At 63.5% G+C, this 23,396-nt stretch carries 21 protein-coding genes; 7 read left to right on the top strand and 14 right to left on the bottom strand.

Annotated features, from left to right (window positions below; all coding sequences use genetic code 11):
* The first annotated feature begins 230 nt into the window (after positions 1-230).
* Positions 231-1,352, top strand: coding sequence for a porin OmpA (gene ompA, locus BN1124_RS19380; protein WP_042644705.1), 1,122 nt, complete (start codon positions 231-233; stop codon positions 1,350-1,352).
* A 135-nt stretch (positions 1,353-1,487) separates the two neighbouring features.
* On the opposite strand, the gene priA is transcribed toward ompA, so the two are convergent.
* Complete coding sequence (priA, locus tag BN1124_RS19375; RefSeq protein WP_042644703.1) at positions 1,488-3,695, bottom strand: primosomal protein N'; 2,208 nt, start codon at positions 3,693-3,695, stop codon at positions 1,488-1,490.
* Between the two features lie 146 nt (positions 3,696-3,841).
* On the opposite strand from priA, the gene rpmE reads away from it, so the two are divergent.
* The 3 genes from rpmE to BN1124_RS19360 all read left to right on the top strand — a co-directional run bounded on the left by rpmE (position 3,842) and on the right by BN1124_RS19360 (position 7,071).
* On the top strand, positions 3,842-4,057 hold the full coding sequence (rpmE, locus tag BN1124_RS19370) for a 50S ribosomal protein L31 (protein WP_033129027.1): 216 nt from the start codon (positions 3,842-3,844) through the stop codon (positions 4,055-4,057).
* A 158-nt stretch (positions 4,058-4,215) separates the two neighbouring features.
* Positions 4,216-5,649 (top strand): DUF2867 domain-containing protein, encoded by a 1,434-nt coding sequence (locus BN1124_RS19365; RefSeq protein WP_042644627.1) that lies wholly within the window; start codon positions 4,216-4,218, stop codon positions 5,647-5,649.
* Positions 5,650-5,826: 177 nt separating this feature from the next.
* On the top strand, positions 5,827-7,071 hold the full coding sequence (locus BN1124_RS19360; RefSeq protein WP_042644625.1) for a malic enzyme-like NAD(P)-binding protein: 1,245 nt from the start codon (positions 5,827-5,829) through the stop codon (positions 7,069-7,071).
* 82 nt (positions 7,072-7,153) lie between these two features.
* Here BN1124_RS19360 and BN1124_RS19355 read toward each other — a convergent pair whose 3' ends face one another.
* The 4 genes from BN1124_RS19355 to trmA form a co-directional block, all read right to left on the bottom strand.
* Positions 7,154-7,348, bottom strand: a complete 195-nt coding sequence (locus tag BN1124_RS19355) for a hypothetical protein (protein ID WP_033129024.1) — start codon at positions 7,346-7,348, stop codon at positions 7,154-7,156.
* 54 nt (positions 7,349-7,402) lie between these two features.
* Positions 7,403-8,728, bottom strand: coding sequence for a two-component system sensor histidine kinase RstB (rstB, locus tag BN1124_RS19350; protein ID WP_042644623.1), 1,326 nt, complete (start codon positions 8,726-8,728; stop codon positions 7,403-7,405).
* 45 nt (positions 8,729-8,773) lie between these two features.
* Positions 8,774-9,481 (bottom strand): two-component system response regulator RstA, encoded by a 708-nt coding sequence (gene rstA, locus BN1124_RS19345; RefSeq protein ID WP_042644621.1) that lies wholly within the window; start codon positions 9,479-9,481, stop codon positions 8,774-8,776.
* 137 nt (positions 9,482-9,618) lie between these two features.
* Positions 9,619-10,725 (bottom strand): tRNA (uridine(54)-C5)-methyltransferase TrmA, encoded by a 1,107-nt coding sequence (gene trmA / locus BN1124_RS19340; RefSeq protein ID WP_042644619.1) that lies wholly within the window; start codon positions 10,723-10,725, stop codon positions 9,619-9,621.
* A 169-nt stretch (positions 10,726-10,894) separates the two neighbouring features.
* On the opposite strand from trmA, the gene BN1124_RS19335 reads away from it, so the two are divergent.
* Both BN1124_RS19335 and BN1124_RS19330 read left to right on the top strand, forming a co-directional pair.
* Positions 10,895-12,010 carry a DUF5610 domain-containing protein gene (locus BN1124_RS19335; RefSeq protein ID WP_042644617.1) on the top strand — a complete coding sequence of 372 codons (1,116 nt, stop codon included), beginning with the start codon at positions 10,895-10,897 and terminating at the stop codon, positions 12,008-12,010.
* Between the two features lie 91 nt (positions 12,011-12,101).
* On the top strand, positions 12,102-12,635 hold the full coding sequence (locus tag BN1124_RS19330) for an ATP--cob(I)alamin adenosyltransferase (protein WP_033129019.1): 534 nt from the start codon (positions 12,102-12,104) through the stop codon (positions 12,633-12,635).
* Between the two features lie 152 nt (positions 12,636-12,787).
* Here BN1124_RS19330 and malZ read toward each other — a convergent pair whose 3' ends face one another.
* The 9 genes from malZ to BN1124_RS19285 form a co-directional block, all read right to left on the bottom strand.
* A complete protein-coding gene (gene malZ / locus BN1124_RS19325) occupies positions 12,788-14,617 on the bottom strand; it encodes a maltodextrin glucosidase (RefSeq protein WP_042644615.1) in 1,830 nt (609 codons plus the stop codon).
* Positions 14,618-14,856: 239 nt separating this feature from the next.
* On the bottom strand, positions 14,857-15,705 hold the full coding sequence (locus BN1124_RS19320) for an HDOD domain-containing protein (protein ID WP_042644613.1): 849 nt from the start codon (positions 15,703-15,705) through the stop codon (positions 14,857-14,859).
* An 80-nt stretch (positions 15,706-15,785) separates the two neighbouring features.
* A complete protein-coding gene (locus BN1124_RS19315) occupies positions 15,786-16,205 on the bottom strand; it encodes an META domain-containing protein (protein ID WP_042644611.1) in 420 nt (139 codons plus the stop codon).
* A 203-nt stretch (positions 16,206-16,408) separates the two neighbouring features.
* A complete protein-coding gene (gene yegD, locus BN1124_RS19310; protein ID WP_042644609.1) occupies positions 16,409-17,773 on the bottom strand; it encodes a molecular chaperone in 1,365 nt (454 codons plus the stop codon).
* Between the two features lie 92 nt (positions 17,774-17,865).
* On the bottom strand, positions 17,866-18,855 hold the full coding sequence (locus BN1124_RS19305) for a 2-hydroxyacid dehydrogenase (RefSeq protein WP_042644607.1): 990 nt from the start codon (positions 18,853-18,855) through the stop codon (positions 17,866-17,868).
* A gap of 77 nt (positions 18,856-18,932) precedes the next feature.
* The gene (locus BN1124_RS19300; RefSeq protein ID WP_042644606.1) at positions 18,933-19,400 is read right to left on the bottom strand and encodes a CreA family protein; all 468 of its coding nucleotides are present in this window, start codon (positions 19,398-19,400) and stop codon (positions 18,933-18,935) included.
* A gap of 17 nt (positions 19,401-19,417) precedes the next feature.
* Entirely contained in the window at positions 19,418-19,864 is a 447-nt protein-coding gene (locus tag BN1124_RS19295) for an Mpo1 family 2-hydroxy fatty acid dioxygenase (RefSeq protein WP_042644604.1), read from the bottom strand.
* 123 nt (positions 19,865-19,987) lie between these two features.
* A complete protein-coding gene (locus tag BN1124_RS19290; RefSeq protein ID WP_042644602.1) occupies positions 19,988-20,851 on the bottom strand; it encodes a type 2 periplasmic-binding domain-containing protein in 864 nt (287 codons plus the stop codon).
* A gap of 199 nt (positions 20,852-21,050) precedes the next feature.
* The gene (locus BN1124_RS19285) at positions 21,051-21,437 is read right to left on the bottom strand and encodes a TraR/DksA family transcriptional regulator (RefSeq protein ID WP_033129010.1); all 387 of its coding nucleotides are present in this window, start codon (positions 21,435-21,437) and stop codon (positions 21,051-21,053) included.
* A gap of 475 nt (positions 21,438-21,912) precedes the next feature.
* Between BN1124_RS19285 and BN1124_RS19280 the strand changes: the two genes are divergently transcribed.
* The gene (locus BN1124_RS19280; RefSeq protein WP_042644599.1) at positions 21,913-23,244 is read left to right on the top strand and encodes a glutamine synthetase family protein; all 1,332 of its coding nucleotides are present in this window, start codon (positions 21,913-21,915) and stop codon (positions 23,242-23,244) included.
* The last annotated feature ends 152 nt before the right edge of the window (positions 23,245-23,396 follow it).

Raw genomic sequence — 23,396 nt, 5'->3', positions numbered from 1 at the left:
AGGTTGCTGGCAACCGTCTGAAAACGAAGGGCTTTGCCCTTCGTTTTTTTATGGGCGCGACCGGGAAGGGGGTGGCATCTGTCGATAATGTCGCCAATATCACACTCCTGAGTCCCTGGTCATTTGAGGCTACCAAGAGATAGGATAATCTCAGGGTGAGGCTTGGGTTCTGGGCCTCGTCAGGGAAGAGAGACGCAGTGCGTCATAACAATTCAATGCAGGGGCTCATCATGAACAAGTCTACGCTTGCCGTGCTCGTCGGCGGCCTGATGGCAACGGGGGCGGTGCAGGCTGCCGCTCAGGACAATACCTGGTACGTCGGTGGCAAGGCCGGCTGGTCCAATTACTACGGGGTGGATTACGACGCCGACGTCAAGGCGCTGGTCGATGCCTTCGATCCTGGCAAGGATCACAGCGACCTTGGCCTGGGCGCCTTCGCCGGCTATCAGGTCAACCGCAATGTGGCCGTCGAGCTCGGTTATGACTGGCTCGGCAAGTACCAGGTCAATCAACACTTCTCGGGTAATGGCGTCGATGCGAGGCTGGATGGTGAAGCCAAGGCCCAGATGATCCAGGCCACCATGAAGATAGGCTTCCCTGCGACCCAGGCGCTGGACATCTACGGCCGACTGGGGGGCGCCTACGCCTGGACCGACAGCTCCATCAGTGCATCTGCCAACGATGGCATCAACAATCAGTCCCTGTCTGGCGGTGGCAAGTACCATGGGGCCGCCTTCGTCGGGGCTCTCGGGGTCGAATATGCCATCGACAAGGATTGGGCCGCCCGCCTCGAGTATCAGTACACCACGCCACTCGGCAAGACCTCCCTCGATGAGTCAGGCATAGAGCTGGACAACGGCCTGCTGTCGGTCGGCATGCTCTATCGCTTCGGCCAGGTCGGCGACGAGCCGGTGGCGCCCGTGCCCGCCCCGGAACCCGCGCCAGCCCCTGTGCTGGTGGAGAAACAGTTCAGCCTGGATTCGGATGTGCTGTTCGAATTCAACAAGGCGACCCTGAAGCCTGAGGCCAGCCAGGCACTGGATAACCTGTTTGCCCAGATCCTGGCCGCCAATCCGAAGGATGGGGTGGCGACCGTGATCGGCCACACCGACCGCATCGGTTCCGATGCCTATAACCAGTCTCTGTCCGAGCAACGTGCCCGTAGCGTGGCGGATTATCTCATCGCCAAGGGCCTGTTTGCCGACAAGGTGCGCGCCGAGGGACGGGGTGAATCCTCCCCGGTGACGGGGGGCAGTTGCCCGGATGGTGCCAAGGCGCAGATGATCGCCTGTCTGGCCCCGGATCGCCGGGTCGAGGTGCGGCTGACCGGGGTCTCCCAGGCCGCCGAATAAGCCTCTGCAGTCATGGGGTAAAAACAACGAGGGGGCCAAGACCCCCTCGTTGTGTTCTGGTTATCCCCTCATCCCCAACCCTTATCCCGCAAGGGGAGAAGGGAGTAAAGACGCCATGACGGGGGCCTGCTATCGCTAGTTCAGCTCCGTGGGGTCTATATCCAGGCTCCAGCGCACCTTCTTGGTCTCCGGCCAGCCATCCAGCTCCTTGACCACCCAATCCAGCAACTGCGCGAGCGGGGCCCGGTTCGGCCCCTGCACCAGCAACTGCATGCGGAACTTGCCCGCCTTGCGCTCCATGAAGCCGCTGATGGGCCCCAGCACCTGCACCTGCGGGTAGTGGGCGCTGCGCAGGGTGTCGGCGAGGCGGCCGAGGAACAGCTGCACCTCGTCGCGACCGTTGGCCTCGGCCCGGAACAGCCCCTGATAGCTGAACGGCGGCAACCCCAGCAGGCGACGCTCCTTGAGCGCCGTGTCGGCGAAGTGGCCATAGCCGTTCTGGGTCAGATCCTGCAGCAGGGCGTGCTCGGGGTGATGGCTCTGCAACACCACCAGACCGGGCTTGCTGGCGCGCCCGGCGCGGCCCGCGACCTGGGTATAGAGCTGGGCCAGCTTCTCGGCGGCGCGAAAATCGGCGCTGAACAGGGCCCCATCCACGTCCAGTAGGCCCACTAGCGTCACGTCCGGGAAGTGGTGACCCTTGGCCAGCATCTGGGTGCCGATCAGGATCTTGTACTTGCCCGCCTTGATGTCGCCGAGGTGAGTCTCCAGCTCCCCCTTGCGGCGGGTGTTGTCCCTGTCGATGCGCACCACAGGATATTGCGGGAAAACGGTGGCAAGCAGTTGTTCCAGCTGCTCGGTGCCGACCCCGGAGCCGATCAGTTCGTTGCTGCCACAGGAGGGGCAGTGATGGGGCAGGGGTCGGACGCTGTCGCAATGGTGGCAGTGCAGTCGCCGTCCGGCCTGGTGCCAGGTGTACCAGGCATCGCAACGTTCGCAGGCGGCGCTCCAGCCGCACTGGTGGCAGATGAGCGAGGGGGCATAACCGCGGCGATTGAGAAACAGCATCACCTGATTGCCTGCCACCAAATGCTCCGCCATCAGCTGCTCGAGCTGGGGGGAGAGCCCGGCCTGCAGCCGTACGCTCTTGATGTCCAGGATCACCTGACGGGCGGTCTGGGCATTGCCGGCGCGCCGGGTCAGGTGCAGGTGGTGATACTTGCCGGTGCGGGCGTTGTGCAGCGTCTCCAGGGACGGGGTGGCCGAGCCGAGCAGTATGGGGATGCCGGCGCGATGGGCCCGCATCACCGCGAGATCCCGGGCGTGGTAGCGGAAGCCATCCTGCTGTTTGAAGGAGCCGTCGTGCTCCTCGTCGATGATGATGATGCCGAGATCCTTGAACGGCGTGAACACGGCGGAGCGGGTACCGATCAGGATGGCGGCACCCCCGTCGCGGCAGGCGAGCCAGGCATCGAGCCGCTCCCTGTCGTTCATGGCGGAGTTCATCGCCACCACTGGCACCTGGAAGCGGCGGCGGAAGCGGTTGATGGTCTGGGGGGTGAGGCCGATCTCCGGCACCATCACCAGCGCCTGTTTGCCCGCCTTGAGCAGGGGCTCGAGGATGCTCAGGTACACTTCCGTCTTGCCGGAGCCGGTGATGCCATCCAGCAGGAAGGCGCCAAATTTGTCGCTCTGGCTGGTGACGGCGGCCACCGCCAGCGCCTGCTCGCCGTTCAGGCGCAACCCCTCGCCCGCATCGAAACGGCTGGCCCAGTCCCCTTCATGGCTCGGCTCCAGGCTGCGCTTCTCCAGCAAGCCCTTCTTCGCCAGGGCGGTGAGCGCCGGGCTCAGGATCTCCTCCTGCTTGAGGGCCGATGGCGTCTGCGGTCCCTTGCGCAGCCAGGCGAGGGCCTGCTGCTGCTTGGGCGATCGCTTGAGCTCGTTGAGATCGATCTCCATCCCGGCGTCGGTGGCGAACCAGAACTCCAGCTCCCGATAGGAGGCGGACTCGCCCTTGCGCACCAGCACCGGCAGGGCGTGGGGCAGCACCTCTCCCAGCGGATGCTGGTAGTAGTTGGCGCTCCAGGCCATCAGCGCCAGAATGTCCGGCCCCAGCACCGGCTCGCTGTCCAGCACCCGTTTAATGGGCTTGAGCTTGTTGCGCGGCACCTGGCTCTCGGTCGGATGGGCCACCACCAGGCCGACCAGGGTCTGGGGGCCGAAGGGGATCTCGACCCGACAACCGGGGGCAGGCAGGGGCAGGGGGGAGAGATAGTCGAAGTGACGGCGTAACGGCACCGGCACTGCGACACGAACCAGATCAAGCGTTTGCGATGAATCCACCAAGGGTTGCCTATTTTTTCTGCGAAGCCACTTGCCTGATCTCAGGCATTTCCTATATTATTCGCAGCCTTTGAAACTGTGTTCAACAATCGTGTGGTGTCCGACAAGAGATCGGATGGCGACACGGCCTATTATCGAGGTTGTCCATGAAAGCTAATATCCATCCCGAGTACGTCGCCATCACCTGCAAATGCTCTTGCGGTAACGTCATCAATACCTTCTCTACCCTGGGTAAAGATCTGAACCTGGACGTGTGCTCTGCCTGCCACCCGTTCTATACCGGCAAGCAGAAAGAAGTTTCTAGCGGCGGCCGCGTAGACAAGTTCAACAAGCGTTTCGGTGGTCTGACTGCCAAGAAGTAATCTTACTTCTAAAGAATTCTGAAAAAGGCGCCCAATGGGCGCCTTTTTTATTGCGCGCCGTTCTGTATTGCAACGCTTTGCCCTATGGTGGGACTCTCCCTTCTCCCCTTGCGGGAGAAGGGAGCGCTAAGTGAATGGGAAGAACAGGGAGTGAGCGGATGCGAAATTGTCTGGTGATGGGGGCTGCGGGTTACATAGGTTCCTACCTGGTGCCTCATCTGCAAGGGCTGGGCTATCGGGTGATCGCCGGGGCCCGCCGTCCCTGCCGTCTGCCGGAGGGGGTGGACTTTCGCCTCGCCGACAGCCTCAAGCCCGACACCCTGCCACCGGCCCTGGCCGGGGTCGATACCGTCTTCTATCTGGTGCACGCCATGGGGGCCGGCGCCGGTTTCCACCGGCTGGAGCAGCAGGGGGTGAAGAACTTCGCCGCCGCCGCCCGTGCCGCCGGGGTGCGTCGCATCATTTATCTCGGCGCCATCCAGCCGGAGCGCTGCAACAGCCGTCACCTCAACTCCCGCCGCCACTGTGGCGAGCTGTTTCGCGAGGCGGAGGTGCCGACGGTGGAGCTGCGGGCCGGCATCATCATCGGGCCCGGCTCCGCCGCCTTCGAGGTGATGCGGGATCTGGTGTTCAACCTGCCCATGATGGTCACCCCCAGGTGGGTGCGCTCCCGCACGCCCCCCATCGCGCTGTCCAACCTGCTGCACTATCTGGTCGGGCTGGTGGAGGCCGAGGGGGTGGAGGGCCAGGTGTTCAACGCCGCCGGGCCCGAGCTGCTCAGCTACCAGCAGCAGTTGCAGAAGTTTGCGGCCCACATCGGCAAGCGTTGCCCCATCATCCCCATCCCCTTGCTGAGCCCCCGCCTCTCCGCCTGGTGGCTGCAGTTTGCCACCTCGGTGCCGCAACCCATCGCCAAGGCGCTGGTGGGCGGGCTCAAGCACGATATCCCGGCCGACGACGGCCCGCTGCGGGTGCTGCTGCCCCAGCACCTGCTCAGCTTCGACGAGGCGCTGACCGAGAGTCTGGCGCTGGAGCAGAAGCTCGGCGCCGAACAGCAGGGGGAGGAGACGCCGCTCGGCCTGCGCTGGCGCCATCCCGAGTACGGCTTCTACGATCGCACCGCCAGTGGAGAGGCCGACTGCCTCGCTAGCCCCGAAGTGGTATGGCAGGTGTTGCAACAGCTCGGCGGTGAGCAACGCTACTTCTACATGAACGAGCTCTGGGTGGTACGCGAGTGGATGGATCACCTGATCGGTGGCCCGGCACTGACCCGGGGCCGCACCAACCCGGCGCAGTTCGTGAAGGGGGACATGTTGGACTCCTGGCAGATCCTCGGGGTGGATGAGGGACGCAGGCTGGATTTGCTGTTCAACATGAAGGCGCCGGGGGTGGGGCGGCTGGAGTTCAACATACTGCCGCAGGAATCCGGCCTGACCCGGCTCAAGGTGACGGCCCACTGGCACCCGCAGGGCGCCTGGGGGCTGGCCTACTGGCTCGCCATGCTGCCGTTCCACCTCTTCATCTTCCAGGGGATGACCGAGGCCATCGCTCGTCAGGCGGAGCAGAGAGCCGGTATACCCGTGATGGATTGAAACCATATCTATAACTAAATAGGTATTGGTGGCTGGTGTGACCTGCTAATAACTATCATGTCAGAGGCTCTGGGCGATATTTTCTGCTGTGAAAGCCCGGGGCTTTTCTTTATGATCCCCAGCCCTCGCCAGCGGCGAGCATGCACCACCACATTCACTTCCGTATCGGGGTCCCCCATGTCCGATCTGCGTCAAGAAGCGCTCGATTACCACGCCCATCCCATTCCCGGCAAGATTGCCATCGCCCTCACCAAGCCCGCCGAGACCGCCCGCGATCTGGCGCTGGCCTACAGCCCGGGTGTGGCCGAGCCGGTGCGCGAGATCGCCGCCAACCCGGACGACGCCTACCGCTACACCGGCAAGGGCAACCTGGTGGCCGTCATCTCCAACGGCACCGCGATCCTGGGGCTGGGCAACCTGGGTCCGCTGGCCTCCAAGCCGGTGATGGAGGGCAAGGCCCTGCTGTTCAAGCGCTTCGCCGGCATCGACGCCATCGACATCGAAGTGAAACATGAGACCAGCCAGCAGTTCATCGACACGGTCGCGGCCATCGCCGACACCTTCGGTGGCATCAACCTGGAAGACATCAAGGCCCCCGAGTGCTTCGAGATAGAGCAGGCGCTGATCGCGCGCTGCGACATCCCGGTGTTCCACGATGATCAGCACGGCACCGCCATCGTCACCGCCGCCGGCCTGCTCAACGCCCTGGAGGTGCAGGGCAAGCGCATCGAGCAGAGCCGCATCGTCTGCATGGGCGCCGGCGCCGCCGCCACCGCCTGCATGGACTTGCTGATCAAGTGTGGCGCCGCGCCGCAGAACATCTTCATGCTGGACCGCCAGGGGGTGATCCACACAGGCCGCACCGATCTGAACCAGTACAAGCAGCGCTTCGCCAACGACACCCCACTGCGGACCCTGATGGATGTCATCGCAGGGGCCGATGTGTTCGTCGGCGTCTCCGGTCCGGACGTGCTGCCCGCCGAGGCGGTGGCCCTGATGGCGCCGCGCCCGGTGATCTTCGCCTGCTCCAACCCGGATCCCGAGATCAAGCCCGCCCTGGCCCACGCCGTGCGGGGCGATCTCATCATGGGCACGGGTCGCTCTGACTACCCGAACCAGATCAACAATGTCATCTGCTTCCCCTTCATCTTCCGTGGTGCCCTGGATGCCCGTGCCAGCCGCATCAACGATGCCATGAAGGTGGCGGCGGTGGAGGCCATTCGCGGTCTGGTGAAAGAACCCGTGCCGGCCGAGGTGCTGGTGGCCGCCGGGGTGAGCGAGCTGCACTTTGGCAAGGATTACGTCATTCCCAAGCCGATGGATGCCCGCCTGCTGCCGCGGGTGGCCCGCGCCGTGGCGCTGGCGGCGGTGGCTTCCGGCGTGGCGCGCATCGCGCTGCCGGCAGACTATATGCTGGATTGAGCCTCAGGTTCGTCCTCGGCAAAAACAGAAGGGGCCCCGCGATGGGGCCCCTTCTCGTTAGGGCAAAGCCGAACTGTTGCTATCAGGCCTTGGGTGCTGCAGCAGCAGGTTTGACCTTGGCAGGGGCGACTGAGGTGTGGGCCGCCTTGTGATGCTTTTTCACTACCTTGGTCTGGGTGGCATGGGGAGCGGCAGCCTTGGTCGGGGTGGCAGCCATGGTGAAGCCAGAGGTCAGGGCGAAGACAGCGGCCAGGGTCAGGGGGATCAGCTTTTTCATATTCCAGTTCCTCATTCGGGTTGATGACATGGAGCGTTTCTCCATGACTTCATCCTAGGGCAGCGCCTGGTTTGCTTCAGTGAGTGGCTGGTGACGGTTTGTATCCAAATGTACGGGCAAGGTCAGGCAGAAACGGGCGCCGCTGGCAGAGGGCAGCAGTTGCACCTCGCCGCCGTGGTGGCGGGCGATGCTGCGCACTATGGCGAGCCCGAGCCCGGCGCCACCGGTGCGCCTGTCCCTGCTCTGATCCAGCCGCACGAAGGGCTCGAAGATCTGGGGCGCCAGCGCCGGGTCTATGCCGGGGCCGTCGTCACTCACTTCCAGCAGATAGTGCTCCTGCTGCCGTTCCATGTGCAGGATCACCCGACTGCTGGCATGGCGCAGGGCATTGCCGATGAGGTTCTCCAGCGCCCGCTCCAGCAACCTGGCATCGCCACGCCAGGGCAGGGGGCTGGCGGGGGGAATGAGCTCGAGTTGCTTGTCCGGCCGCAGCGCTTGCCAGTCGGCAAGGTGTGCCCCGGCCCAGTCGCCGAGCTCCAGATCGCTGCATTGCAGCGGCAGCTCGGGGCGATCGAGCCGCGCATAGGTCAGCATCTCCTCGATTAGGGCATCCAGTGCCCCGAGGTCGCGCTCCAGCCCCTGCCGGTCGGCCTCGGCCGGTTGTGGCTCCAGCATGGCGAGCCGGTAGCGCAGCCGCACCAGGGGGGTGCGCAGCTCGTGGGCGATGGCATCGGTCAGCTGCTTGCGGCTCGCCAGCATGGCCTGCAACTGCTCCGCCATCAGATCGAAGGTGCGGCCGACCCTGGCTAGGCTGCTGTTGGCGGGTAGGCCGGTGCGGCTGGAGAGATCCCCGTCGCCGACCCGGCGGGCGGTCTGCTCGAGCTGTTGCAGGCCGCGCCAGTGGGGCCTCAGCCAGAGCAGTATGGGCAGGCCGAGGGAGAGACCGATGAGCAGCAGCAGGCCCACATCGACCCAGTGCAGCTCGTGCAGATAGGAGAGATAGGGAACCGGGCCGACGATCAGCACCTGATCGGTGGCGGGAATGCGCTGCAGGAAGGTGTCATCCTCCTCGACGATGACGATGTTGCCCTCCTCGAGAAAGCTCTGATCCTCCCGGGCCAGGGGCTGGTTGGCGAGGGCCCCTATCTGCAGCGGCAGGTTGAGCTGGCGGCTTTGCTCAGCCATGCGCTCCGGCCAGCGCTCCGGCGGCAGGCGGGCCAGCTCGCCGGTGAGCAGGCCGAGGGAGCCTTGCATCATGTGCTCCAGATAGCGATCCCCCGCCCGCTCGGCACTGACCTGATAGACCAGACCGATCAGCAGGATGGCGAGGCCAAAACAGCCGATCAGCAGCAGGTAGAACTGGATAAACAGGCGACGCATGGGCGCTCTCCCTCTGTCGGTTGCAAGCGATGGGGCACGATTCCCCTATTCCCAGGCGTGGGGCACCAGCAGATAGCCCTTCTGGCGTACCGTTTTGATCCGGGTCGGATTGGTGGTGTCATCGCCGAGCTTGCGGCGCAGGCGGGAGATGGCCACGTCCATGCTGCGATCCTGACCGTCGTAGTCGCGGCCACGCAGGCTGCGAAACAGCGCCTCCCGCCCCAGGATCTGGCCGGCGTGGCAGGCGAGCTCCCACAGCAGATCGAAATCGGCGGTGGAGAGGGGGATGTTGTTGCCATCGAGCCGCACATCCCGGCCGGGGCCGTCGATCTGCAGGCGGCCGAATTGCAGGCGCTGGGGCGGGGTGCCAGGCGCGCTCGCCTGCGGCATCTGCCCCTGCTGGCGGAACTGGACCCGCAGGCGGGCCAGCAGCACCGGCGGCGGCGTGGTCTTGAGGATGTAGTCGTTGGCACCGAGCTCCAGACTCAGGATCTGGTTCATGTCGCTGTCGAGGGAGGTGAGCATGACGATGGGGCCGGCAAAGCGCGGCCGCAGATCCCGGCACAGGGAGAGGCCATCCTGACCCGGCAGCATGATGTCGAGCAGCACCAGATCCGGTTGCTCGGCCTCGACCCTGGCGAGCGCGAGATCGCCCCGGGTCTCCAGCAGGACCTCGATATCGTGGCGGCCGAGCCAGCTGCTGATGAGCTGGCCTATTTCGGGATCATCTTCAACAAAGAGAACGCGTGGCATGGTGGCATGAGGCCCAGGCAATGGCGCGAATGCGCGTGTCGCCAGCATAACGGCTCCGCTGCCGATCTGCACCGGGATAAATAATCAGACAGGGCCCTTGGGCCCTGTCGTCATTTTGCGTGGGGATAGCGGTGGGATCAGCCTTCCTTGCGCTTCAAATAGACCCCGGCTTCCATATGGTGGGTCCAGGGGAACTGGTCGAACAGGGCGAAGCGGGCGATCTCGTGGGTCTCGCCGAGCACCGCCATGTTGGCCTGCAGCGTCTCCGGATTGCAGGAGATGTAGAGGATGTTGTCGTACTCCTGCACCAGCCGGACTGTCGCATCGTCGAGGCCGGCGCGGGGCGGGTCGACGAAGATGGTGTTGCACTGGTAGCTCTTCAAGTCGACGCCCTTGAGGCGGTTGAACTCCCGCTCGCCACGCATCGCCAGGGTGAACTCCTCGGCGGACATGCGCAGTATGATCAGGTTCTCTACCCCGTTGGCGGCGATGTTGAACTGGGCGGAGTCCACGCTCGGTTTGGCGATCTCGGTGGCCAGCACCTTGCGGAAATTCTGGGCCAGGGCGATGGAGAAGTTGCCGTTGCCGCAGTAGAGCTCCAGCAGGTCCCCCTCGCTCCCCTTGGTCACGTCCAGCGCCCAGCCCAGCATCTGCTCGTTGATGGCGGCATTGGGCTGGGTGAAGCTGTTCTCCACCTGCTTGTAGATGAGCTCACGGCCCTGCACCTTCAGCCGCTCGATGACGAACTCCTCTCCCAGGCAGATCTTCTGCTTGTGGGCGCGACCGATGAGCCGCAGATCGAAGCCCTGGGCGCGCAACTCGCTTTGCAGCGCCTCGGCGACCGGCTGCCAATCGGCCTGGAGCTGGCGATGATAGAGCAGGCTGACACAGAGCTGGCCGGACTGGGTGGAGAGGTAGTCTATCTGGAACAGCTTCTTGCGCAGCACCGGGTGCGGGCGCAGGCCCTCGATGAGCTTGGGCATCAGCTGGTTGATGAGCAGGCTGGCGGTGGGGAACAGGTCGACCCGGATGATCTCCTTGGTGGCCGGGGTATACATGCAGTGAAAGAGATCGTCCCCCTCGTGCCAGATGCGAAACTCGGCGCGCATCCGGTAGTGCTCGGCGGGGGAGGCGTGCACCTCCAGCGCGGGCGGGTTGCTGCTGGCGAACAGCTCGGTGAGGCGGGTGCGCTTCTCGTCGAGCTGGGCCTGATAGTCGGCGGGGGTCCGCTGGGATTGGGTCATAGATACCTCAGATGCACACCGGCAGGGCCGGGCAGAAACCGGGGGAAGGCCTTGGCCAACCAAAGGGGCAAGATTGTAAGAGGCGGCCGCAGATTCTCCAAGTTTTTATGGTCAAGAAGTGTCCAGTCAGGCCGATAACCGATCCACCACTATGGCGGGAGGAAGAATGATGCAGATCGATGGCATGGGCGCGGCCCAACCCAAGGGAGTGGGTGCCTCCCCCAAGGCAACCCAAATTACCCAGAGCAAGCAGGCGGAGGAAGGGGATCAGGTCTCCCTCAACCAGCCCCCGAAATGGGCGCAGCGACTCATCCAGCAGGCGCTGCAGTTCGCGCTGGAGATCAACGGCCAGCACTATCAGGCCCCCAAGAGCCAGGAGTTCAAGCTGAATCCGCCGGAGGCGATCACCCCGGATACCCTGTTCGATTTCGACGCCGTGGCGGACAACGTGCTGCAATTTGTCACCGGGCGGCTAGGGGCGGCCCGGGCGGATGGCAAGAACGACGACGAGCTGGCCGAGATGATGGCCCAAGCCCGCAAGGGGGTGGACATGGGCTTTGGCAGTGCCAGGGAGCAGCTCGGCAGCTGGGCCACCGACAACGAGGACATCAAGACCGGCATCGATCAGAGCTACAAGCTCATCCAGGAGGGGTTGGCGTCCTTCGAGAAGGAGTTCTTCGGCGAGGTCTCGACCACCGAGCTGGGGGCGGCCGAGATGGCCAGCCGCCAGCAGAGCTCCCTCGAGATAGAGACCCGGGACGGGGACAAGGTGATACTGCGCTTCAGCGACAGCTGGCAGTTCAAGTCCCGTAGCGAGGAGGGGGGCAGCCAGTTCAGCTTGAAATCGAGCCAGAGCTTCGACTTCTCCCTGGAGGGGGATCTCGACGGTGACGAGCTGGAGGCCATGGGCCGGCTGGTGAAGGGGCTGGACGAGCTGGCGGGCAGTTTCTTCAACGGGGATGGCAAGACCCTGGCGGACAAGCTGAACGGGTTGCAACTGGATGACAGCCAGCTGGCCTCCTACTCCCTCAAGCTCAGGCAGTCTGCCAAGCTGAGCCAGACCTATCAGGGGGCTCACTCCCTGCAAGACAGTCTGAAGCCGCTGGCGGATTACCTGCCGCGGTTGAGTCAGCTGCAGCAGCAGGCCGACGGCTTGTTGCCGGAATCCCAGCAGCAGGCGCTGACCCCAGCCGTGCTGGCGGCGCGAGGCCAGACCGACGGGGCAGGTTTCATGGGCTTCAACCAGCGGATGCTGGAGGCCATGAGGCTGCTCGGCCAGGTCTGACGCCTATCCGTACCCTGAGCGGTTTGCCAGCCCTGTTTGCTAGACCATGGCCGGGCTGGCACACTGCCCTTTTCCTCAATCAGAAACGGCCATGAACCCCAAGAAGCCAAGAGACAAGCGCGAGCTCTGCTACCCCTTCATCTTCGAGACCCAGTTCCAGTGCGACTACGAGATCGCCACCGACGAGCTCTGCTGCCAGGTGGGGGCCGTGTTGTCACACCTTGCGCCGGATGCCGATACCCAGCCCATGCTGGCGGATCTCGCGGCCCTGCAGCGGCTCATCTACAACCTCAACGGCTCGGTGCGCGGCAGGCTCGGCATCTTCGAGGAAGATCTGGACTGGCTGAAGGGGCGTTACGATCACTACAACGAGGCGAGCCGCGGCCGGGTGACCGGCTTCGTGCTGCCCCAGGGGCCCCAGCCCATCCCAACCCTGCACCTGTGCCGCTGCGGCAGCAAGAAGGTGGTGCGGTTGCTGGTGCGGCTCGAGGAGAGCGGGGTGCGCTTCGATCCCATCCTCTACCGCTTCGCGAACCTGCTGGCGAACTTTTTCTTCGTGCTGACCGTCTACCTCAAGCAGTGCTGGGAGGTGCCGGAGGTACCCTACGTCAGCATCAACTACTGATTTTGACGGCTGTGATGGATGTTTAGTGCTGCTGGATCACTTTGAATAGCGAGAAATCGCCGACAATGTGTGTCATAGCAGCACCCGTCACCCAAGCGGATCCCGCATAAAAAAACCGGAGCACAGGCTCCGGTTTTTTATTGTCGTGACGCTCAGCTCGAGAGCAGCACCCTGGCCGAGTTGGCCGGGATGGTGAGCTGCAACTGGCCCTGCACCACCTCGAACTTGTCGCCGTTGAAGGCGTCGGTGAAGCGGCTGGCGGGGCTGGCGGTCTGCCACAGGGGCAGGCTGATGGTGCGCGGCTCGGTCGGATGGCGGTTGCATGCCACCACCACCTGATCGCTTTGCAGGGTGCGGGCGAACACATAGCTGTGGGGACCGGCGTAGAGGGTCTGGATGTCCCCCCGGCGCAGGGCCGGCCGCTGGCGGCGGAGCTGGATCAGGCGGCGATAGTGATCGTGTAGCACGTGATCCCAGTCGGTGGTCTCCCAGGGGAAGCAGCGACGGCAGTCCGGATCGTTGCCGCCGGAGAGCCCCACCTCGTCGCCGTAGTAGATGGAGGGCACGCCTATGTAGGTGATGAGCAGGGTGGCGGCGAGGCGCATGCGCTGCTTGTCTTCCCCCAGCAGGTGCAGGAAGCGGGCGGTGTCGTGGCTGTCCAGCAGGTTGAACTGGGCCAGCTGGTTCTTGAACGGGATATGGGCCCGCGCCAGCTTGAGCCAGTGGTCCAGCTCGGTGGCGCTGATCCTGATGGGGTGATAGGCGATGTCCTGCCCCGCCAGGAAGGCGCGAATGGGGTGGGCGAAGCCGTAGTAGTTCATGGCACCGTCCTCCTGATCCCCCTGCAGCCACTGGCTCGCCTCGAAGAAGTGCTCGCCGAGCACATAGGCGTCCGGGTTCTCCTGCTTCACGGCGCCGCGAATGGCACGCACATGGCCGCGGTTTCCTTCGGCGGTGCCGCGTTCCCCCAGCATGTGGATGACGTCGAAGCGCCAGCCATCGATCTGGTAGGGGGCACGCATCCAGTGGCGCAGGATGGCGTTGTCGGCCCGATAAACGGCGTCTTGCACCTGCTCGCTTGAGAAATCCAGCTTGGGCAAACTGCGAATGCCCTTCCAGCTGACATAATCCCCTTCCTGATCGAAGGTGTAGAAGCTGCGCCAGGGGGAGTCAGGGTTGCTCTGGGCCCCCAGCGGCGGGCAGAACCAGGGGTGCTCGGTGGAGGTGTGGTTGACCACGGCGTCCAGTATCACCCTCATGCCGCGCTGGTGCAGGTTGCGGGTCAGCTCGGCAAACTGGGCGTTGGTGCCGAGGTGCGGGTCGACCTTGAAGTAGTCCAGGGTGTCGTACTTGTGGTTGCTCGGCGAGTCGAAGATGGGGTTGAGGTAGAGCGCCGTCACGCCGAGGGATTGCAGGTAGTGCAGCTTGGCGTCGATCCCCGCCAGATCACCGCCGTAGAATTCGCAGGCGCCGTGCCCTTCCTCGTGGCGGCTGACCGGCGCCCCCCAGGTCTTGCTGATGACGGCCTTGCCCTTGTACTGATATTCGTGGTGCCGCACGCTGAGGGAGGGATCGCCGTTGCAGAAGCGGTCGGGGAAGATCTGGTAGAACACCTGATCCTGCACCCAGGCCGGTGGCTGGTGCTGGCCGTTGAAGCGAAAATGCTGCTCCCGAGGTGGCATGGCGGCGCTGACGCCGGCCCCGTGCAGCCACCATTGCTGGTCGTCGGTGAGGCACTTGAAGCAGTAGAGATGAATGTCCTGCCCCCTGGCCAGCGGCAGCTCGACCTGCCAGACCTGCAGCCGGTCCCGGGTCGAGACCGGGCGCATGGCCAGCAGGTACTCCTCGTTGTCCGGCTCGTGGCGCAGCCACACCTCCCGGATAGGCGCGTCCAGCTCGCTGAACAGGGTGAGCAACAGGGCATCGGCACGCTCTTTGAACCAGGGTGCCACCTGGGGGTGAAACAGGAAGGGAGGGGTCATGGTGTCCACTGCGTCAGAGGGTCGGCGAGGGCCATATTACTACCCCGTTCGTGAGATTGTGTGTATTGACCGACCAGAATGAGACGGCGATCCGGCTCGGGCTGGTCAGTCAGCCTTGGGTCTACTGGGACTACTGGGTCAGCAAGTCGGCGAGGGCATTACCCTGCTCGTGCAACTGCTCGAGCTGATCCGCCAGAATGAGACGGGGATCCGGCTCCTGCTGATCGGTCGTTGTACATCTACTGGGTCAGCAAATCGGCCAGGGCATTACCCTGCTCGTGCAACTGCTCGAGTTGATCCGCCAGGGTGGCGGGGTCCAGCCCCAGCTCATCGGCCAACGGCTTGGGGAAGCGGGCTATGATGGCCTGGGCCGGTACGCCGGCATGCCAGGCGAAGGAGACGAAGACGGCGAGCCGGATAAGCACCGCCTCCTTGCTGACCGGCTGATAGGAAAGCGGATCCAGCTGCTGGGCGATGGCGTCGACGAAGGATTCCGACAGGTTCCAGCGTCGTGCCAGCTCGGCGCCGAGCTGGGCATAGTCGAACCCCAGCATCTCCCGCTGGGCCTCGACCCGGCTGCTGCCCTTCTCGATGGCCAGGTTGATGAGCTCGGCCTCTTCCGGCAGGGTGCTCTGGATGAGCAGCTCGCCGATGTTGTGGATCAGCGCGCAGGTGAAGGCGGTCTCGGCATCCACCACCTTGGTCTGCTGGGCCAGGGTGCGGGCTATGGTGGCGACCTGGAAGGTCTGGGTCCAGAAGCGGTTCTTGTCGAAGCTGGGGGGGGCCTTGAAGCTGCTGATGATGCCGGAGGCGACCACCACGGAGCGCAAGCGGTTGAAGCCGAGCCGGATCACCGCCTGCTCGATGGAGGTGACCTCGTTGCCCCGGCGCAGGGCGGCCGAGTTGGCCATCCGCAGCACCTTGACGCTGATGACCTGATCCATGGCGATCTTGGCCGCGATCTCGTCGATGCGGGCGTTCTCGTCATTGAAACTCTGCATCAGCTCGTGCAGCAGCTTGGGGATTGTGGGCAGTTGTTTGATCTTGTCAAACAGGCGATCCATCGACATGGCTGAGGCAGCCTCCATTGCGAACAGTGCCTCATAGTGTGCCACAGCCTGGCCAGTTGTTCCTGTATGGCGTCTGGTTTCGTGAGCCCTGGAGCCTCCTAGAACACCCAGTCCCGCAGCCTGTATTCCAAACGGTGCCGTTTTCCCTTCAGGATCAGCGTCTGCGTCGTCCCGCTCAGGGTGGCGCCCTCGGTCAGGGTGGCGAGCACGGCCTGCTCTATCTGATCGAGTTGCGGCGGGCAGGCCATGGCGGTGCTGCCGAGGCTGGTGACCCAGAACTTGCCGTCCTCGAGGTGGCCCTGGCCGAAGTAGCGGTTGCAACCGGCGATGCCGTTGACGGTGAAGTGTTCACCTATCTCGAGGTCGGGCGGGTTGTCACGGGGGCTGGCGACGGCCTGACCGTCCAGCTTGTCGAGCACCCAGTGGTGGTGCTGCAGATCTTGCTGGACGAAGGCGGGAGTACTGCTGCAGGCGCTGAGCAGGAGCAAGGCGAGCAACAGTAGCAAAAATCTGGGCATTGAAGGGGCTCCGGTGATGGGAGCGACAAGCATACCCTCGGCATGGCCCCCGGGGCAGGGCAAGGGGGGGGGATCCCGACCGCTTCTGTCGCCCTCATGGCAACAGGGGTGTCGGTAAATGGCAACAGCTGTCCCGGCTGGGTCGAGCCACAAGCAAAAGGGGCCACCCTGTGACCCCTTTGTTTATCGAGCGGCGAACCGCGTTATGCGTCGGCAAACAGCCGTTCGGCGTAACGGGCGAGACCGGACGCCACCGAGCCGAAGTCATCGCCACCCTCCAGCGGGATCGCCGGCAGCTTCTGGCGAATGAAGGCTTTGATCAGTGGCGACTTGGCGCTGCCGCCGGTGACGAAGATCCGGCTCGGCTGCACGCCGGCGGCGGCGATGGCTTCGTCCATCAGCTCGCCGATCTTCTCCAGCAGCGGCGCCGAGGCGCTGGCCAGTTGCGCGCGGCTGAGCTCCGCCTCCAGCCCCTTTTCCAGCTCGTTCAGGGTCTGGTGATTGAGCTCGTGATCGGACAGGGCGATCTTGCCCTGTTCGGCCCGCCACACCAGTTGGTGGCTCAGCTTGTGGGCGCGCAGACTGGCGAGGCGAGGGAGCTTGCTGCCGGGCCCGCTGTCGAGCTGCAGGTCTTGCAGCTGACGGGCGGTATCCAGGCTGTAGAAGCGGCTCTGGGCGCTGACGTCGTTGATGGCGGCCGCGTCCCAGAACAGCGGGTGGGGCAGCGGCTTGCCGGTCTTGAGGGTCTCGTGCATGCCGAGCAGCGGCATCATACCCTCCACCGTCAGCCGGATGTCGAAGTCGTTGCCGCCGATGCGCTGACCGCTGTGGCCGAGCAGATCACCGCTGCGATCCAGCCGGTCTCTGTGGCTCGGCCCCATGCGCAGCATGGAGCAGTCGGTGGTGCCGCCACCGATGTCCACCACCAGTACCACCGCGTCCTCGTCGAGGCGCGCCTCGAACTCGAAGCCGGCCGCCACAGGTTCATACAGGAATTCCACCTGCTCGAAACCGGCCAGACGGGCCGCCTCGGTCAGGATGGCGATGGCCTGGCGGTTGCTCTCTTCCCCCGCCAGCCCCTGGAAGTTGACCGGGCGACCAATGACGGCGCTGCGCACCGGCTTGCCGAGCTGTTGCTCCGCCTCGCGGCGCACGTGCAGCATCATGGCGCAGACGATGTCTTCAAACAGGGCGATCTGGGGGGCCTTGAGGCCATAGGCACCGAGGAAGGACTTGGGGGACTTGATGTAGTAGCCGTCGTCCGGTTCTTCCAGGTAACGCTCGAGGGCGGCGGCTCCGAAGCTGAGCTCGTCGATCAGCCCCTCTTCGCGCATCTGGCGACGCACCGCCTGGGCACGGGGCACCACTGGGCCGCGCAGCTTGAGGTATTCCTGCTGCTGGGCCGGTGCCAGCCCTTCGGCCAGCAGGCCGGCGATGGCCTCCCGGTGGGGAGCGTGCAGGGTGGAGGGCAGATAATGGGAACCGCACAGGCTCAGCAGCCTGGGGCTACCTTGTTCCATCACGGCGACGGCACAGTTGGAGGTACCGTAATCAAATCCGACAAACATGGGCAGCCAGGCTCCTGAGTAAAAAAGGGCTGGTAGCCTACCCGATGGCGCCGGGTCTCACAACCCGGCGCCCGCTTTATTGCGCGGAAAGCTTATTCCACCTCGTTGTCGCTGCGGCCCTGACGCGCGATGGCCTCGATGTTGCTGAGGGTGGTATCGGCGATGGCGTGCAGCGCCTCCCGGGTCAGGAAGGCCTGGTGACCGGTGAACAGCACGTTGTGACAGGCGGAGAGGCGACGGAACACATCGTCGGTGATCACCTCGTTGGACTTGTCGGAGAAGAACAGATCCTCCTCCTCCTCGTACACATCCAGCCCCAGGGCGCCGATGCGGGAGGTCTTGAGCGCCTCGATGGCGGCGTTGGCGTCCAGCAGACCGCCACGGCTGGTGTTGATGATCATCACCCCGTCCTTCATCTTGGCGAACGCCTCCTTGTTCAGCAGGTGATAGTTCTCCTTGAACAGTGGGCAGTGCAGGCTGATGACGTCGGACTGGCGGAACAGGGTGTCGAGATCCACGTACTCGGCACCGAGATCCAGCGCCGCCTGGCTCGGGTAGGGGTCGCTCACCAGCAGGCGCATGCCGAAGCCCTTGAGGATGCGCAGGGTGGCGATGCCGATCTTGCCGGTGCCGACGATGCCGGCGGTACGGCCGTGCATGTTGAAGCCGACCAGCCCTTCCAGGGAGAAGTTGGCGTCGCGGGTGCGCTGATAGGCCTTATGGATGCGGCGGTTGAGGGTCATCATCAGGCCCACCGCGTGCTCGGCCACCGCCTCCGGTGAGTAGGCAGGCACCCGCACCACTTTCAGCCCCAGCTCCTTGGCGGCGACCAGATCCACGTTGTTGTAACCGGCGCAGCGCAGGGCGATCACCTTGGTGCCGTTGGCGGCCAGCTCGGTCAGCACCTCACGGTCGGCGTCGTCGTTGACGAACAGGCAGACCACGGGGAACTGGTGGGCGAGACGGGCGGTCTTGGCCTCCAGCCGCACGTCGAAGAACTCCAGCTCGAAACCGTACTGGCTGTTGGCTTGGTTGAAGTGTTCCTTGTCATAGCTCTTGGTACTGAAAACGGCGACTCTCATGATGCGCTCTCCGCAGGTTTCGATGTGGTTAAATTACAACAACTCGCGCCCTTCATCACGGGATAAATGGTGGGGGATTAGCCCCAGGGCATGATGGGAACGGCGCTAACCGCGCTTTTATAAGAACCATCCACCAACTTGGTGCTGTAAGTCAGATAAACCAGGGCGTTACGTTTTTCGTCGTAAAAACGCACCACTTTCTGCTCCTTGAACACCAGGGAGGTGCTGACATCGAACACCTCTTCCCCCGCCTTCAACTTGGCGGGCAGGGTGATGGGTCCCGTCTGGTGGCAGGATAGGGACGCATGGGAGGGATCCTCCGCCAGCCCGAGGCCGCCCTTGACGCCCCCGGTCTTGGGGCGCGCCAGATAGCAGGCGACACCGGCGATCCTGGGGTCGTCGAACGCCTCCACCAGGATCTTGTGGTTGGGGCCGACCAGCTGGAAGGCGGTACTCACCTCGCCGATGGGATCGGCCTTGTCCGCCAGGGCGGGCCCGGCGAGCAGGGTGGTCAGCAGCAGTGGCAGCATGCGTTGATACGACATCAAGATTCCTCCTGGCCTCAATAGGAGAGGCCCAAGCGACGATAGAGGCTGGCCAGCACCCAGGCGGGGCCGATCAGCAAAAATTGCAGGTCGGCGAGGAAGGAGGGGCGTTTGCCCTCGATCTGGTGGCCGACAAACTGGGCTATCCAGAGCAGCACGAACCCTGCCAGCGCGGTTAGCAGCAGGGGCCCCTGCCACAGGGCGCAGACCAGCAGCCCGAGGCCGGTGAAGGCCGCCATGCCCAGAAACAGGGGAAGGGACAGCCGCAGATAAAACAGCAGCACAGGCACGGCCGCCAGCATCGCCCAGTTGAGCCCCGCTGGCAGCGGCCCCTGGGGCAGGCACCAGAGCAGGGCGAGCCCGCACAGGTAGATGCCGGGCACCGCCACCTTGTGAATGGCGACGTTGGTCGGGTGACGGTGGCTCTGGCCGTAGTCGTTGAACCATTGTTCGAGTCGTTTCATGGCACCTCCCTGGTGCTGTGAGTGAAACCTGTCTCTCCCGCCCATCCCGGGCGGATCTGCTGTCAGCTGGCTGCTGTCACTGCCTCTGTTCTCGGGTCGGTACTCCCAGTCGGAAGCCTGCTCTTATTGCCCCTGCTGGGGTGGATAATCCCAATATTGGGCCGGAATGCTCCTGAGCAAGGGGGTCATGTCCGGATTGACCAGCGGGATGCTGACCCGCTGATCCAGGTTCGCGCTGGCCAGGGCCTCGCGGATCTTGGGGTTCTCGTGGAAGAACTTCATGAAGCTGCCATCGGCGTAGGCCCGCTCCAGCCCGAGCTGGAGCGCCTTGGCCAACTTGGGGTACTCGGGGCTGACGAAGAAGAACTCGGCGAAGGGGTAGCGCAGCAGCAAGTGCTGCTCGACGGCGAGGTTGGGATACTGGGCCACCAGTTCGGCGCGCTCGGCGAAGATCTCCACCAGATTGCGGGGGAAGAAGTCGAGCTTGTCGCCGTCGTTGATCAGGCGAAACAGGTTGCTGTAGCGCCCTGCGTAGGTGGGGATGCCCGCATGCTCCAGGATCTTGTTGTCGGCCCAGCCGACTCCCTGCGCCGCCTTCAGTTTCTTGAGGTCCGCCAGGGAGTTGACCTGGTTGAACTTCTCCTGGGCGTCGCTGTGGATGAAGGCGATCCGCAGGCCTTCCAGGCCGCGGAACAGCGGGATGGGGACAGGGATGAGATTGGATTCGAGGGTGCTGGAGGTGCCCATCCAGAACACATTGATGGTCTTACCCCGACGCAGCTCCTGCTGCAGGCTGTATTGATTGAGGTTGAGTTCGACCCGCTCCAGCTTGAACGGCTGCCCGGCGCGATCGAGCGCCAGTTCCAGCAGCTTGAGCTGGTATTCGTTGTCGAGGTCATTGATAGGCCGGCTGGGGACCTTGACGGTGAGAGTCTGTGCTTGTGCCAGCAGCGGCAGGCACAAACACAGTCTGATGAGCCATTTCACTCTCTGCTCTCCTGATAGATTCCGGGACTTGCCCGGAGTCTATCAGAACTTGTTCACGATCTGATGTCGACACCATGATCCGGGCTCGGGTGTCGCCAGTTATCCCTGTCTATCCAGAGTAACGGCTCTCTTCACCCGGCGGAGTATGGTCACCCGCGGGAGGCGGGTCCACTACCGATCGGAACTGTGCCCGGCAGGATCAGGCGACGCGACGGAACACGTGGGTATCGTTGAATTCCTTGGTGCTCTGGCACTCGACACAGAAACGAGACTCAGGCCTTGCCTGCAGCCGCTTGAGGGAGATCTCGTCACCGCAGGATTCGCAGTAGCCAAAGTCACCTTCGTTGATGCGTTTCAACGCCCCTCTCAGCTTGCGCAGATGCAACTTGTCGTGCTCGATGCGGTTCAGCTCCAGACGGCGGGCTTCCTCGATGCTGGCACGGTCAATTTCATCAGCCATCTCGTTGGTATCGGTGGCGATGGCCTGGCTGGCTTGGGAGTTGAGACGTTCTTCGAGCTCGATGATTTGTCGCTCGATCTGGCCCTTGTAAAAGGCCAGTTGGTCTTCAGTCATGAAATCACACATACGGTTAGCTACCAGTCAGTTTCCCAATTTTACCCATTTATGGGGGCTGTCTGCCTGCAGACCAAGCCCTCGTATCCCGATTTGCACCAAATCCAGGCAGGAGAGTGCAAATCAGGGCGGGCCTTGTACCAAAAAAAAGCACGGATGCAAAGCACATCGGGTAAGGATTGTGCGCCCTTGCAAAGAAATGCCCTTCATCCGACAGGGGCTGACTGAGTATCGTCTTGAATTTGTCCACGATTGGCATCGGCTTTGCAGCCTGGGTTCACAGTAGTTTGATAGGGCTACAAGGTGTTTAGTATTTGGTGTCGGCCTGGTCATTATATAGGCCAATGTTTATAGTTTTTTAAACACCACCGCTTGACAAGGGCCCTTATCGCGGGCTTTTATGGTGATGTTGATTACATTTATTTAACAAGGGTGTTCCTTATATTAGACACCCTTGCCTATGACAACCGTAGAGTCGGGGTTTAACATGGACAGTATCAAGGGCTGGATGGAGAGCAATCGCATCACGGAAGTGGAGTGCCTGTTTCCGGATTTCACCGGCAATGCCCGAGGCAAGATCATTCCAGCCAATAAATTTCTGCGCGAAGGGGGCATGCGGCTACCCGAAGTCATCTTCACCCAGACGGTGACTGGCGAATATCCGGATGACGACAGCATGATTGACCCGCTGGAGCGGGACATGCAGCTCTATCCCGATCCCAACACCATTCGCTTCGTCCCTTGGGCACTGGAGCCGACCGCTCAGGTGATCCACGACTGTTTCGACATCAATGGCAAGCTCATCGACATAGCACCGCGCTCCGTGCTGCGCCGGGTCCTGTCATTTTACGAGAAGCAGGGCTGGAAGCCGGTGGTGGCCCCCGAGCTCGAGTTCTATCTGGTCAAGCGCAACGAAGACCCCGACTATCCCCTGGTGCCGCCGATCGGCCGCAACGGCCGCCCGGAGACCGCCCGCCAGTCGTTCAGCATCGATGCGGTCAACGAATTCGATCCCATCTTCGAGGACATGTACGACTACTGCGAGGCGCAGGAGCTGGAGGTGGATACCCTGATCCACGAGTCCGGTGCCGCCCAGATGGAGATCAACTTCCTGCACGGTGACGCCATCGACCTGGCGGATCAGGTGTTCCTGTTCAAGCGCACCATGCGTGAGGCGGCGCACAAGCACGGCATCTACGCCACCTTCATGGCCAAGCCCATGAGTGAAGAGCCGGGCTCCGCCATGCACATCCACCAGAGCCTGGAGGATGCCGAGGGGCGCAACCTGTTCGGCACGGACAATGGCGGCAACACCGAGTTGTTCATGCACTTCATCGCCGGCCTGCAGAAATATACCCCGGCCGTGACCGCGCTGCTGGCACCGAACGTCAACTCCTACCGCCGCCTCACCTTCGGTGAGAGTGCGCCGCGCAACGTGCAGTGGGGCGTGGAGAACCGTACCTGCGGCCTGCGGGTGCCCTTCTCCGAGGCCAGCGCGCGTCGGGTGGAGAACCGCTTCGCCGGCGCCGATGCCAACCCCTATCTGGCGCTGGCCGCGACCCTGGCCTGCGGCTACCTCGGCATGATGGAGAAGCTGGAGCCGATGCAGGAGATGAAGGCGAGCGCCTACGACCTGCCCTACAGCCTGCCCCGCTCGCTGGAGGAGTCGCTGAGCCACCTGGAACAGTGCGAGCCCATCAAGGAGATGCTGGGCGAGCGTTTCATCCGCGCCTTCGTCGCGGTCAAGCGCAAGGAATACGAGACCTACTTCGGGGTGATCAGTCGTTGGGAGCGGGAATTCCTGCTGCTGAACGTGTGATGTCGGTGCGTGCAAGGCGCACGCAACCCCGACAGGGGGAGGTCGATGCCGGCCTCTCCCGCCGAGAGTGAAAGCACCAAACAGCAACAAGCCGGGTCGCACGCCGCTCATGATGAGTGGCGGTGCAGGGTGATGAGTACCCGCCGATCCCG

Origin of the sequence: Aeromonas eucrenophila (assembly GCF_000819865.1) — a bacterium.
Lineage (GTDB): Bacteria > Pseudomonadota > Gammaproteobacteria > Enterobacterales > Aeromonadaceae > Aeromonas > Aeromonas eucrenophila.
The sequence above is the reverse complement of the archived record's forward strand: the minus strand, read 5'-3'. Positions and strand labels throughout refer to the sequence as shown.